Origin of the sequence: Moraxella sp. K02, from assembly GCF_041154755.1 — a bacterium.
In the GTDB taxonomy this organism is placed as follows: domain Bacteria; phylum Pseudomonadota; class Gammaproteobacteria; order Pseudomonadales; family Moraxellaceae; genus Faucicola.
Map to the genome: position 1 here is coordinate 2,024,682 of NZ_AP031590.1, position 13,495 is coordinate 2,038,176.

General features: G+C 45.6%; 18 protein-coding genes. All 18 read right to left on the minus strand.

The window, feature by feature from the left end:
• Positions 1–6: 6 nt before the first annotated feature.
• A complete protein-coding gene (locus ACAM39_RS09090; protein ID WP_369627429.1) occupies positions 7–603 on the minus strand; it encodes a tail assembly protein in 597 nt (198 codons plus the stop codon).
• Positions 600–1,349: a C40 family peptidase gene (locus ACAM39_RS09095; protein ID WP_472828278.1), complete on the minus strand. Its 750-nt coding sequence runs from the start codon at positions 1,347–1,349 to the stop codon at positions 600–602. Before ACAM39_RS09095 ends, ACAM39_RS09090 begins: the two co-directional genes overlap by 4 nt.
• Positions 1,350–1,352: 3 nt before the next feature.
• Positions 1,353–2,027, minus strand: a complete 675-nt coding sequence (locus ACAM39_RS09100; RefSeq protein WP_369627431.1) for a phage minor tail protein L — start codon at positions 2,025–2,027, stop codon at positions 1,353–1,355.
• Positions 2,028–2,300, minus strand: coding sequence for a hypothetical protein (locus ACAM39_RS09105; RefSeq protein WP_313092941.1), 273 nt, complete (start codon positions 2,298–2,300; stop codon positions 2,028–2,030). It lies immediately after the preceding gene.
• A 14-nt stretch (positions 2,301–2,314) separates the two neighbouring features.
• Complete coding sequence (locus ACAM39_RS09110; RefSeq protein WP_369627432.1) at positions 2,315–2,653, minus strand: phage tail protein; 339 nt, start codon at positions 2,651–2,653, stop codon at positions 2,315–2,317.
• Entirely contained in the window at positions 2,653–5,970 is a 3,318-nt protein-coding gene (locus ACAM39_RS09115; protein ID WP_369627433.1) for a hypothetical protein, read from the minus strand. The genes ACAM39_RS09110 and ACAM39_RS09115 overlap by 1 nt, the downstream gene beginning before the upstream one ends.
• A gap of 69 nt (positions 5,971–6,039) precedes the next feature.
• Positions 6,040–6,732, minus strand: coding sequence for a zinc-ribbon domain-containing protein (locus ACAM39_RS09120; protein ID WP_369627434.1), 693 nt, complete (start codon positions 6,730–6,732; stop codon positions 6,040–6,042).
• A 52-nt stretch (positions 6,733–6,784) separates the two neighbouring features.
• The gene (locus ACAM39_RS09125; RefSeq protein ID WP_369627435.1) at positions 6,785–7,099 is read right to left on the minus strand and encodes a phage tail assembly protein T; all 315 of its coding nucleotides are present in this window, start codon (positions 7,097–7,099) and stop codon (positions 6,785–6,787) included.
• A 50-nt stretch (positions 7,100–7,149) separates the two neighbouring features.
• Positions 7,150–7,482, minus strand: coding sequence for a hypothetical protein (locus tag ACAM39_RS09130; protein ID WP_369627436.1), 333 nt, complete (start codon positions 7,480–7,482; stop codon positions 7,150–7,152).
• Between the two features lie 87 nt (positions 7,483–7,569).
• Complete coding sequence (locus ACAM39_RS09135) at positions 7,570–8,013, minus strand: hypothetical protein (protein ID WP_369627437.1); 444 nt, start codon at positions 8,011–8,013, stop codon at positions 7,570–7,572.
• Positions 8,014–8,028: 15 nt separating this feature from the next.
• Entirely contained in the window at positions 8,029–8,397 is a 369-nt protein-coding gene (gene gp17, locus ACAM39_RS09140) for a tail completion protein gp17 (protein ID WP_369627438.1), read from the minus strand.
• Positions 8,394–8,870, minus strand: coding sequence for an HK97-gp10 family putative phage morphogenesis protein (locus ACAM39_RS09145; protein WP_369627439.1), 477 nt, complete (start codon positions 8,868–8,870; stop codon positions 8,394–8,396). Before ACAM39_RS09145 ends, gp17 begins: the two co-directional genes overlap by 4 nt.
• Positions 8,867–9,190, minus strand: coding sequence for a phage head closure protein (locus tag ACAM39_RS09150; protein ID WP_369627440.1), 324 nt, complete (start codon positions 9,188–9,190; stop codon positions 8,867–8,869). The genes ACAM39_RS09145 and ACAM39_RS09150 overlap by 4 nt, the downstream gene beginning before the upstream one ends.
• Positions 9,191–9,307: 117 nt before the next feature.
• Positions 9,308–9,616, minus strand: coding sequence for a head-tail connector protein (locus ACAM39_RS09155; RefSeq protein WP_369627441.1), 309 nt, complete (start codon positions 9,614–9,616; stop codon positions 9,308–9,310).
• Positions 9,613–11,139: a phage portal protein gene (locus ACAM39_RS09160; RefSeq protein ID WP_369627442.1), complete on the minus strand. Its 1,527-nt coding sequence runs from the start codon at positions 11,137–11,139 to the stop codon at positions 9,613–9,615. The genes ACAM39_RS09155 and ACAM39_RS09160 overlap by 4 nt, the downstream gene beginning before the upstream one ends.
• Positions 11,140–11,143: 4 nt before the next feature.
• Positions 11,144–11,350, minus strand: a complete 207-nt coding sequence (locus ACAM39_RS09165) for a hypothetical protein (RefSeq protein ID WP_369627443.1) — start codon at positions 11,348–11,350, stop codon at positions 11,144–11,146.
• 138 nt (positions 11,351–11,488) lie between these two features.
• Positions 11,489–12,832, minus strand: coding sequence for a phage major capsid protein (locus ACAM39_RS09170; protein ID WP_369627444.1), 1,344 nt, complete (start codon positions 12,830–12,832; stop codon positions 11,489–11,491).
• Positions 12,829–13,479: an HK97 family phage prohead protease gene (locus tag ACAM39_RS09175; RefSeq protein WP_369627445.1), complete on the minus strand. Its 651-nt coding sequence runs from the start codon at positions 13,477–13,479 to the stop codon at positions 12,829–12,831. The genes ACAM39_RS09170 and ACAM39_RS09175 overlap by 4 nt, the downstream gene beginning before the upstream one ends.
• Positions 13,480–13,495: the final 16 nt, after the last annotated feature.

The window sequence follows — 13,495 nt, forward strand, 5'->3', positions numbered from 1 at the left end:
TTACCCTTACTTGCTATCTTCTGTGTAAATCCCTGCTGAGCAGATAAATCCGCCCACATCTCGCTCACCGTAGAGTATCGGTACGGGGTTGCCCTGCGCCACGGTTGTCACTGCACCACCAAATCCATAGTTGGCTTTGTTGCCATCGGGGTCATTTTGTCCCAGTTTTGGCGTTGGCATCAGTAGCCCTGCGACACCGCCAAGCATCAACCCTATACCTGCGCCGATTAATGCTTGCGAGCCTGGTACAAATAGACCAACGCCGACCATGATTGCCCCACCAATCACCTGCAGCCAATTAAACGCATCACCACCAGCGCCAACTACCTGCGGCACGATATGGATCACGTCTTTGTCGGTGATATCGTTAAGTTCACGCTCACCAATATTTTTACCCAGTTGCTTTAAGTTTTTGGCTTTGGTTTTATCACCGATAAATACGGCAAACTTTAAGCCCTGTGATTCGCTATCAAGCATAAATTTTTTAAACTTGGGCAACTGACAGGCTAAGGCATGACTTGCTTCAAATGCTGATTGCACGTCGAGTTTAAACTGCTTACCAAATTTTTTAGCCAAGATGCCGTGTAAGATAATTAGCTTCATATAAAATCCTTATGACGTACGACCAATACCGCGCGCCGTTGCCAATTCTCGCCATAGATTTCACGCCGTGATAGTCCACCGTAGGGGTGGTGTAAGACGATATCGCCCAGCGTTGGCGATACATCCTCGCTTTGTAGCTGATAATCACCCAGATAAATCAGCGCATGATTGACATGGTGAGTTTTGCCCACACGACACAAAATCACGTCATGCGGCTGCAAGTTATCAACCTGCACAAAGCCTTGCTGTTCAAAGTTATCCAGATATAGACTGGGGTTATTAGGGTCTTCCCACCACGCATCGGTGCGCTCAAAGTCATCAATCTTGATGCCATGCTCACGCGCAAAGTAATCACGCACAATCGCAAAACAGTCAAGCACGCCGTGGTGATACTCTCGACCCACTAGAGGCGCAATAAATGGCGTGGGGTAATGCGTATCAAAGTCCTTACCGTTGGTAATCACCCACGGTAAGCCATGCACCTGCATTTGCACTTTGTCACTATCCGATGGCAAAATATCGCCATTGGGGTGACTGTGCACAATCGCTACGATATCGCCCATTGCCTCGGCTTGTACCCAGTCTTTAGGGTCAAGGATAAAAACATCGTTGCCTTGTCCTAAGTTATTGCACGGTTGATAGCTGATTTTGCGCCCAGTTTTAACAAGTAACCCGCAGCATTCTTTGGGTAAACACGCTTGATAGTGCGCCAAGATATCGGCTTGATTGGTTTTTGTTAGCATAATACCTCACACTAGCGAGCTTGCTGGATAACCACCAAATGGCAGTTCGCCATACTCACCAAAGCGTAATTTACAATCAGATAAGCGACCGCCACATTTATCTAAGGCTGGGTCATCGGTGGGCTGTCCGTCTTTGGTAAAGCGTGCAACACCCATGTAGCCACACTCCTCACCGCGATAGCGACCGCACACCGCCCAGTTACAATAACCAGTGATTTGGCGCAAAGGAATTTTTTGCCCTTCAAAGTCCACAGGATTTGATAATTCAAAGCTGATTTGGCTGTGGTCTTCATCAGTTTTTTGCTCGATATACCACGTTTGTTTTTTATGCTCACTGCTTGCCGTTGGCTGTCCGTCAAGATATTTAGCAAGCGTATGAATGACCGTAAGCTTTGCCCCGACCAAGTCATTAAACTGTAAGCATAGGGCAGACAAGCCGCCTACAATGCCGTTAAACACATTGGCTAAACGCAGCGTCGGTGTCGATGCTTTGCCATCGCCGCGCATTTCAAGCCCATCAGCCGTGATTGCGATTGCATGATAGGTTTTGCCTTGCCAGATGATATCGCCGTCATTGTGACCATGGAAATAAAATACCCCGGCACCGACATTGCTGGCATCAAGCCGATACAGGGTGATTAACCCTGTAACGCCCAACTTTTGAAAGTCATTGTTTAGCATTTACACCACTTTGCCGTCTTTTAAGTCACCATCAGCTTGCACCGCCAAGGTGACAAAGTTTGAGTTATCCGCTTGCTCAACATCTTTTAAAATCACACTGACATGAGATAACGGCTGTGCGCCGTTGTCGCGTGCATCTTTATTAAAGTAGCTTGCAAACGTAGCGGTTGCGGTTTTAGCGACTAAGTCATTATCGACTCGCACTAACTCGTGATAAGACATTGGCACAAACCAGACTTTGTGCATGATTGTTTTGTTGATTGCAGTTGCCATAATTAACGGTCCTTTTATCCGTAAAATTGCTCAAACTTGAGCGAGATTTGCCAAAAATTGGCTTTTCGCTGTGGTGTCGAGTAACCGCCACAGGTGTATTGCTTGGTTTGTCCATGTGGATCAGTCCACAAAAACGGGATGGCGCCTTGGTGCGCGTCGATAAAGTCCATAATGGGTTGTATGACGGTTGCCAAGTCGCCTGTCTTTGTGCCTGACCACGCTTTGCGCTTGTTGTTGATGCCGTGGGTTGATAGCTGAGTGTAGCCATCACCAAACTGCACTTTATTGACGGCAAACTGGGTGTCGCTACCGGCACCCATATCCATCCGCCAGTTAAAAGTTTTTAACGCCATTATCGTGCTCCTGATAACATGCCGCCCTGCCGCCGCTCTTTGAGCAACGCTTTTTGGATAGCCGCATTGACGGCATCGCCAATATTTTTGCCAAGCTGCTGTTGTGATTCGACGCTGCTTGTACCGTCGCTGTTGACAGTGACGTTGACATTGACATTTGTATCACCGCCGATGCCTTCGCCTTTGCGGATACGGTCAAGATTTTTAACGCCAATCGCCTTGGTAGACGGGGCATCAAAGACATACTCTTGACCATGCACGTAACCTGCGCGGGCATTGGTTGGGATGTTGCCCGTGTAGCCGCCATCCATAAAGCCTTGCATTTTGATTTGCTGGGCAGCTGTAATGATTTTTAGCATTTCAGCGCCAGCCACAGATGCAGCGGCTAACTTCTGGGGCAAGGTTGCACCATGTGCCCAGCCGTCTGAGATGGCTTTGTACATGTTTAAGCCGGCTTGCGCCATGACAAATGATTGCGACAAGGCAAACAGACGCTTGTAACTGCTCGACGTTTCGCCAAACATGATTTTGCCCATGTTGGCCACACTATCGATAATGTTTGCTGACTGTGTCGCTTGCAGCTGATAACTCGCGTACCAATAGTTTTGCTCGGCCTTCGCTTTGGCTCTTTCCGCTTGCTCGGTCGCGATGACTTCGGCGTCTTTGGCTTTTTTGATGATTTCAAGGCGTTGGTTAAACTGATTTTGCAAGTTTTGCAATTCAGACGTGCCTGACATCTCAGTGTTTAAGCCATTAAACGCATCCGCGGCTGGTTGACGGATTATTGCCAAATCACTGTTAAACTTACCCGCTAAGGCATTGCGTAAATCAGATTTTTGCGCATCTGAGTATTTGTTATTGCCATCAATGCCACGCAAATTGTTTTGATAATCATCGCGTAGGCGTTGCAACTCGGTTTTTGAGTAATCAGTAATGCCAGCAAGCTCAGTCTCAAATCCAATCCTCAACTGTCGCAATGATTCTTGCTCTTGGGCGTTAATCGCGTCAATCTTGGCTTGGCGTAAATTGACGTCGTTAGTCAGGGTTAATGCTGCTTCACGACGTTCAAGTTCGGCGTTTGCAATAATTCGCTCTTCTTCGGATTGCTGCCATTCTGTCGCTTTTTGAGTTTGCTTATCAGACTCCAATTGCAACAAATCAACTTTGTTTTGATAGCGGACATTTTCAGTTTTGAGCAATTGCTCACGTAAAGCAATATCATTGATTTTGCTGATTTCTGTTTCTTTTGCAGTGTGCTCAAGATACAGTTTGGTTTTTTCGTCAGCAAACTCAGTGACGTACTTCATTTGCAAGTCTTTTTGCTCTTTGGCTGCTCGTTCAGCTTCACGCACTTGATTATCAGCAAGGTTTTTTGCTTCACGTGCTAATACATCTTGCTGTTGAGCAATCAACTGCGATGTTTCATCCTGCGCTTTTGTATAAGGTGATTTGATACCGCTTGAACCACCTTTAATACCTTTTGATGCTGGCGATTGATGCAACAAGTCAACTGATAAACCATCGGCAAATAAAACCCGCTGAACATACCCGCCGCCTTTTGGGTCATAAAAATTACTGACATTTTTGACAGGTACTTTGGTGGTGATTGGTGTACCAACTGGCATCGCAAAATCGATGCCACGATGGTATTTGGATGCGCCCGCAACGCCAATGTCACCACGATAACCGTAATCCGATGTTTTACGGTAGGCGGTCAAGGGTTTGCCGTCGGCTTGAAAACGTGCTAGTTCAGCCGAGGTCAATCGACGACCACCGCCAGATGCGCGGATATCCAAATGCGCGCCACTGCCAATGCCACTATTACCGCTTATACCAACCAATCTAGCTTGTTCACTTGCTAGTTTTGCTGTCGCTTTGGCATTTTCTTTTTTGGCTTCTGTCTCTTCTTTGAGCGCTTTGCCCGTTTTGCCCGTGGCATTTTTTAGTTTTTCGGACTGGATGTTTAAGTTAGTTAAAGTGCTAACCAAATTACTACCAGTCGGATTTGTCCCTAGCTTGTTAACTTTTTCCATCAGCCCATTGGTCGCATCGATGCGCTGCTGGATTTGTACCGCAGTAAATGCCACGTCAGCGCCCATTCTGACGGGCGTAAAAAACGCATTTTTTGCAAGCTGTAATGTGGCAAATGGGCTTTTAAAATCCACACCATCGGTTATTTTGCCCAGCTCTGAAAACGCTGTATGTAACCCGCGTACCCCGTCAATCATAATGCCAATGATGGACACAGCGGCTATACCGGTATTGGCAATTAACTTAAAGCCATCGGCCATGCCTTGTCCGGCTTTTGCGGCTTGCTCTTTAAGCTTGGCATCTTTGACTAACTCAACTGCCAAATCGCGCAAAACTGGCATAAATGCTTGGGCGATTTGGTTTTTTGCGCCTTGTACAGATAAGTTTAAAAGCTCAGTTGAGGTTTTTAATTCTTGTGTGGCACGGATGGTTTTCTCATCCATCGTGGCGCCCGCATTTTCGGCGGCAGTTGCCCAGAGGTCGAAGCCTTTACCGCCGTCTTTAAGGTATGGGATTAGTGCTGATGCTTCATCCGCCACAGACTCCATGTAAAAAATCATTTCTGACTGTGACAAATTGGCTTTTTGCAAGCTATCAAAATACAACTGCAACGCGTCGGGACCTGACAAATTGCGGAATTGGTCAGCAGTCACTTTGACTTGCGGGGCGATATTTTCAAAAAAATCTGCCATTTCGCCGCCGCCAGTGGTCAGAAAATCACCGACTTTATCCTGCGTATCTTTAAAGATATCGCCAAGTTTATCAGTCTCAATACCCATGCCTTTGGCAGCGACAACGTATTTTTGGATATTTTCGACGGTGGTGTTTGCTATGTAAGCTGTTTTTGTCAGCTCAGCAGTCATCTCGATTTGGTTTTTGATGAGCGCCCCAATGGCTACACTAGCGACGCCAACGGCGATGGCAACATAGCCATACGCTGTTTTGGCTTTATCTGCAAAACCAGTGGTTGCACGCTCTTGTTGTGCAATCAAGTCAACCTGTTGCTGCGCATTTGCGCGCGCTTGGGCAATGTAGCGCTGCTCATCGGCAGTATTAAATCGCGCGGCACGAATACGCTCGACTTCGTCAGTCAATGCCATTTCGATGCGGCGATGCTCAGACGCATATTGACGCTCGATTTGCAGACGTGACTGGGCTTGTTGTTGCTGGTCACGCTCGATTTGCCTTGCAGTACGCTGGCTGACACTGCGCGCACGATCCATCTCGGTAGTAAAACTGGCAGTGTTCGCGGTTAATAAAATCTCTGCTTGTCCGATGACTGCCATGCTTGACTCCTTAAATGATGGGCAATAAAAAACCCCATCAAGTGACGGGGTTTTTTAATTAGGTGTTTTTTAATGCTTCCATTCGAGTCCAGCGGTATCAAAATCAAATTGGGTGCGTGGCTCTTGAAAAAATGGTGCTTCAATAATAACTTTTTTGGATGTTTTTAACTTTTTAATAAAGGCATCTTTACCTGATGCCAAAAAGACAACATCATTTTTGCCAGCATCTGCTTCATTGACTGTGTAAGTTTTCACAGCTTCATTATCAAATTTAACCGATATCTCACAGCCATCATAATTACAGTGGAATTGCCCTTTATCAATGCTAAACATCACATCATTGCCATCACCTTTGTTGCGAATTATGATATGCAAATGCGATTCACCCTGATAAGGGAATTGGAAATTTGCGCTATTTAACGATGTCGCATCAGCAAAATAACTGGTGTTGCCGCGCATTTTGTCAACGTCGCTGTCATAGCGCCAATTTGATGCAGTCGTTGGCTTTTCGGTTGCTGTTGCTTGGGCAACTGACGCATTATCTGTTAATGGTTGAGCAGTGTTTTGCGTAGTAGTTGACTGGGTTGGTGTTTCGCTGCTACATGATTTGACCATTGCCCAAACGATTGAGAATAAAATAATACCGACAATGATATTTAAAATTGGCGATGAGCGTTTTATTTTTGCGCCACAATTTGGGCATTGTGTGGCATTCTTACTGACTTGATGACCACAATCTTTACATGTTGTTAATTTCGCCATGCTGTAATCCCTTTATTATTATTGAAATTACAGCATAAACAAAAGTTTTTATTTATTCAATCGCTTTATTGCTAGATTGTTTCTCAAGCAATTTTGCAATTTGCGCTTTCATCGCCTCGTGACTGCGACGATTAGATTCAGCAATAGCTTCACGCTCACGATGCTCAGCTTCTTCTTCGCTAATCGGATTAGGGTCGTATAGCAAAAATTCAGACAACTTGCTATTTGTATCACCAACTTGGTTTTGAATAAGCCACGCAAAGTTTGCGTCCATCCGAAAACCGCCAATGGGGTCTAATCGGTCATACGCCATCCAGTGCGCAAGCTCATCAGCATCAAGTGATGATTTTAGCTGAGCCACCGTCATGCCCAGATGCCCAGCTAATTTAAACAAAAACCGCGTCTGATACGCGGCTCTTAGTTTTTTTCGGCTTGCTCGATACTTGTCGGCTGTGCAGCTTTGTTAAAGACTTCGAGTGCGTCAAATACCACGTTGTCGGGTAAGTTGCCAATCGCATCAATGTCATTATCGTCAAAAATACGGTTGCCATTCTGATCAACGACGATATGACTAAAGCCAACGGCGTTGGATTTGCCTTTCGGTGCGTTTAACACCGCATTACTATATGCCTCGCGCTCGCTTAATGTCATGCGCTTGATAAAGGCTTTTTCGCCAGTGGTTTTGTCAGTGTAAGCGATTGGGGTCAGTGCAACACTTGATAATGCTAAGATTTTATCTTTAAAAGCCATGATTTATCCTTATTGTGATAAATGGTGCATTAAGACCGCCATTGCTATACCGCTCTGATGGTCTTAATGACTAAGTTGTGTTAGGGGTTAAGGGACGATAACAGGTGTGGTTAATTCGCTAGTGATAGACACTTCAAAATCAACGCGAATTTTCTTTTTACTTTCGGGCTTTGGTGTTAATTTTGCGATAAAACCCTCAAACTGTGAGTTTAAGCTTGGCGCATCTTCAAACGTCAAACGCCACAAGATGGTTTTTTTATCTTCGTAAGCCTTTTTTAATGCTATACAAGCGGCATCGCCTTCTTTGTAGATGTACTGCCCTTTGAGCGTACCATCTTCAAAAAAGTCCACTGGTGCTTTGATAGTACGGTGGGCGTCGGTTGGGGTGATATCATCCAAAACAGGGGTTTGATCTGGATAATCAGACTGTTGCAATACAGGTACTTTTTGCCATGCAGTGCCGGCATCGACACTAAACTCTAGCTTGTGCTGACTATCAGCTAAATTGTCAAACTCGGTAGAGACTGCCATAGATTGCTCCTTGGGTTAAGGTGGGGTTGGGATTTCGGTAAAAAATTCGACATCAAAGGATTGTCGGTATAGCTCACTTTCAGCATCATCCAAGTCTTGAGATGTGCCAATGTCACAAGGGCGGATATTTTGAGCAATGGCGATTTTGATTTGATTAACGACACTATCAAGCTCATCATAGTCATCGTGATAGACATCGATTTGAGTGCGTGTCCAGTCATGCCCTGTATAACCGTATTGTGAGGTTTCCGGCGTACCTGCTGCGCGGTTATAGACCACATACGGTGTGCGCTTATCGGCGGCGGTTTCGGGGCGTTTACGCTGATACACTCGTCCATCGACAATATCTTTGATAACGGGGTAAAGCTGCTGTCCTGCATTCATGTACTGCCCCCGTATTTATCAATGTTTTGCCGCAATTTTTGACAAAATCGGTCTAAAAATTGCTGTTTGTTTTGCTCAAAAGCTGGCCGAAAGTATGGTGCTGGTGGCAATTTCGATGTGCCAAACTCCACAAAATGCCAATATCTCGGGTAAAGTTTTTGGGTTTTGCCTTTGCCGATATAGATAGCGCCCCCAGCACTAACGCCAAGCTCTTGCAGTTCTTTGGCTTTAAGCTTGCGCCATTTGATTGACTCTTTTAAAAGACCTGGATGTACTAGCTCGTATTTATCGCCGTATTTCATCAAGTGGTCGGCTTCGGCTTCTGCTGCCATCTCCTGCGAATCTTTGAGCATCGGTGTCTTGGCATACGTGATTGCCCCATCAACGGCTTTTTTTGCAAACCTTGCTTGTAGCTGCAAAAGCGCCTGCTCACAGTCGCCCGTCATTGTCATGGTAGTTTCGATGGTGCTCATACGCTTACCAAAATAAGGGTTAAATATTCGCGTCCACTGTCTTTATCTGCCAATGGGTCGCCATCGACTTTATAGACTTTGCTATCGTAGCGGATGCGGTTAGCGCTGGTGATATCTTTGCGGTAGCGCACAATGCAACGCAAACGAGCTTGGCTACCCGCGGCTTGTGCATTAAATACGTCTTTTACAGATAACGGCTCAATGTTTGCCCAGATTGTTGGTCCATCGGTAAACTGCACTTTGCTATTGGCACCTGTCAGGCTAGTCCCCTGCGCCGGTGTCAGGATCGTAATGCGTTGCCGCAATTTACTCGCTTTCATTGTTTTTAGCCCTCACCATTGCCAATAGTAAATAAAACGGCAAAATGCCAATTAGCCCCGCAATACCGCAAGCAAAACAGACTTGTACAAAGTAATATAAAAATTTCATACGTTGTCTCATACTGCAGTTGGTGTGCGGAATAATTTAACAATAGAAACCACGCTAGTAGGCAGCCCATAAATAGGGTCAATAACGTAGCTATTAGTGCTGCCATTGCGCTCATCTTCATACCATCCCGCTAAAATCAAGGTGGCATTTTTCAGGGCTTTTGCCATTTTTCCAGTTGTGTCATTATTGACATCATCAGTTATCAAACTTTCTAAGACTGAAGTCGCCGTATCAAGATAGATTGTCAAAACCAAATCGCTATCATTATTTTCAATCTTTAGATGTTCTCTTAATTCATCAAGGGTGACGTAACTCACTGTTCACCCCCGTTTTTCGATACCAAAGTCCAGTTGCCATGGCTAAAATCGCCTTGGCAATCTTTATTACAATGCCATAGACCGCCTTTTTTAGTAACAAAATCACCAGCGACATACGAGCGACTTGGATTAAAGATACCTTTGTATAGCGTGTCGAATACAGGTTTATCAGTTGATTTTGCCGTGTTTTCCAGTGTTTGAGCGCTATTTGGCGGTTGATAGTGGTTATGGATAACCGTTTTTGCGGTATCTTCAGCCGTTTGCGCTGGTGCGGATAAATCCTTGCTAAATGGGTCATCTTTTGCATCCCTTTTTGCCAATGCTGCCAATGAGTAGTTTTGTTGTTGTAGATACGGGGTATCACCGCCGGCGACTGGCTGCAATCCAATTTCTGCGCGCGCTTCGTTTGGCATAATGATGCCTGAGCCGGTGCCTTTTGCCAGATAATCAATCTTACTGGTGCTGTCCATGCGGATAAGTGATTTTAAATCCGCTTCAGTCTCGACCCCGTCTTCAAGCTCAAGATGGGCATCGAGTAGATTTTCGATGGACTCAATGTAGTGTTGCAGACAGTCGCTATAGTAGATTTCGTTCAAATCTTCAATTTTGGTACCGGTTGGGATTGAGCCAATACCAACTTTAAACGGCGGTACGTGAAACACGCTACAAACGATTTCGCCAGTAAGTTTCAATTGATCAATCAGCTGCGCATCATCGGCTGAAATACTAATGATTTCATATTTAGCGCCATCACCCAGCACTGCCACGCCACCTTGGTTGACACCGCTATGCGTTGCTTGCCATTGTGCTTTAATTTCTTTGGCTTTATCCCCGGATATTGCTGCTGGTACCGATAGCACCCCGTCAGGGCGACTACCGTTTTTAAATAAAACGGTTTGATTGTTTTGGATGGCTATTCCTTGTGCTGCCGATATCGCACACGCAGTGATGGGCGAAAGGCCAACCAGAGGATGATACAAACAATTAAAACGGTCATGGATAATCTCGCTTGCTGGCATTACTGTGTCAGTATCGATGTTAAATAGCTTGTCACGGGCGATTTGATAAAACACATCGCCATTGTCAGCGACAAGCGTTTGTACGCGGTCTGGATTGAGTACATGCAATTGATACACGTCGCCAAAAATATCGCGTTGTTTCCAAACGTAAGTATTGCCGCGTTTGGTTTTTGAGTTAATCCACTGCTCAGCAAACTGCTGCCAAGTTTGTAGATTGTTGGGCTTTTTAAAAATCCGTGTTGCCTTGGATTTGGTGATGGTTAGCACACCATCTTTAAGGCGCTTGGAATGAAAACGCAATTTTCCTACATCGCCACTAATCAGCGTGACACAGGCAAAAACCGTGTGATAGGAGAATAAATCCGTGGTTTTAAGCTCTTGGTTGCGTTGCCATGCCCCCGTAAACGGCTCATTGACCGTTGTTGTACCGATGTTTGTCCAGCCACCGCCATTATTGACAGGTGTTATTGATTTTCTGCCAAATAAGCGGTTTAACCAGTTCATGTCATTACTCGCTGTCAGTTGTGGTATTTGATTCGGTTAAAAGGTCGTTTTGGTCGGCGGCTTTATCCGATTTGGTACGTGCCTTTGCTTCTTTCGAGGGGTGCTCTTTGGCGTAGCCGGTTAAAATCAAGACTTTTGCTTGTTCATCTGGGATGTCTTTAACATCGCCTGCATAGGCATTTGGGGCGTTTTTAAGGTATTTAATTAGCATAGTGTTATCCAAAAATCGGCTATTTGTTTATGCGTTAACGCTGATAAGCAGGAGATAGGAGGGACCTTACCAACGCCAACGCATAAAAAAACAGCCCTGCTTTGTGAGTAGGACTGTTTTTGGATAATTCGCTTGAGATTAAGCAGCGAAGCGTAAAGCCGCAGCCACTTTTTGACGACGTTTTGCCCAAGTGATAAAGCGCTCAGCACGGATAGCTTCTTTATTTTCTTGGAATAGATGTACCAGTTTGCCATCAGGCATCGTGATAGTTGCGTCTTTGCTGTACGCCACTTCGACTTGACCTTCATCCGCCAAGTAAAACTCACTGGCTTTAACCAGTTCAACGATGGTACCTGCACTTTCAGATTCAATAACAGGGATACCGTTGATGGTTTTTTGACCTTTATCCGCTTGTAAGCCTGGGAAAACTGGCGCGCCGAGTGGCGTTTCAAGTTCTGCCCATTCATTGGCCCGTGTCTCGGACATAATGTAAGCCGCATCAGACAATGATAAATTATCAGAGATAAACTGCTTGCGTAGTCCCGCCAATGCAGCCTTGATAGTGGTTGCATCTGATGCAGCTACTTCGGTGATGGTCGCACCATTAAGGGAGCCTGCGGGGCGGCGCTCATTTTGGGCTTGGTCGTCGATAAAGGTTAAGTCAATCAGCATACGGTTTGACTCAATCAAATCAGCCAAAATGCGCTGATCGGCTTTAAACAAGTTAAACCGGCTTAACTCTTCGGTTAGCACAGAGATACCTGCCACTTTGTGGCGTTTTAATGTCACACTGTTGTAAGTGGCATTGGTCACTGGCTTGGCTTCGCCTTCACCCACCCACTGCGATGTTGCGCCAGTCGCCATACCTGCAATCGTGCTATTAAAATCAGCTTTGCGCATTTTTGATGCTAATTTATCGACGATAGTATCAGCACGTAGCAATTCGACAAATTCATCAGTCAGTGGGGTGGTTGGCACCAAAACGCCTGAGTTGGTTGTATCCATGACTTGCACGGCTTTTTCCAGCTCTTCAACGACTTTTGGGTGCATCCCAGATGATTTGGCGATTTCAACTGCCGACACATAACTGCCCTGCGTGGCTAGTTTAGCTGACAGGGCTTTCGCCTTTGCCATTTGCACAAAGCCGATACCTGGTGCTAGTTTTTGCTCGGTTACTGTCACGTTTTTACCTGTATTTTGAGGTTCTTTTTCGCCATCGGCACTTGCACCTGCTTGTTCTGGATTTTCACCAGCAACAGGGGTTAGGTTTTCAGCGTCATTGAGCGACTTAATCAATCCAATTAAACGCTGCTCATTGCGTTCAAGCTGTTTGATTTCGTCTTCAAGGGCTTCAATTTGGCTGTTTTCATCAGCGTTTGGTGTGCGGTCTTCTTTGGCGGCTTTGGTCATTACATCGCCCATTGCTTTGCGTTTGGCAGCAATGGTCGCTTTGACACGCGCTAGCTGTTCTTGATAAGTCATAATAATTTAACTCCCCCGCTTGGTTGCGGAATAAGGGTTACAAAGGATTGCTGTTTAGCAGTTTCTTGCCCAGTCGTAACGCCGACAGGAGCGGTTTTTGTGGCATCAGTTTGTGACGGTGTTTTATTGGCGTCACTCCCAAGCGCGGGAGCTTTGCTTGCACCATCGGCGAATGCCTTTTTAAAATCTTTCACGGATGTGATGACTGCGTCTGAGTTTGCCGGGATGGTGACGCACGAAATTTCATAGCATTCCCATTCTTTGATATGCAGTCCCCAGGTCGAGTCGATATAGTTGTATTCAAGCGTGCGAAAACCGACGGATAAGCACTTCACCAAGCCTGATTTGATAGATTGCCAGGCTTCATCGATGCGGTCTTTAAGCGTGCCGTCTTCGTCGATTTTTGCGATTTTTGCGGTGATCTCGATGCCAGCATCGGTAACTTTAGCTTCAGTCACTTCGCCAATGGGCTGATTATGGTTGTGCTGCCATAGTAGCGGTATGGGTAGCGCAAATTTTGCCCCATGCGGCTCAAGAATATCTTCGTCACGGTCAGGCGTTGGTGTGCTTGCGATACCTGTGATAATACGTTCTTCGTTATTATCGGTAATCGACTTTACTTTCATTGTTGAATAAATTTTAGGCATTTCATGAGACCTTATA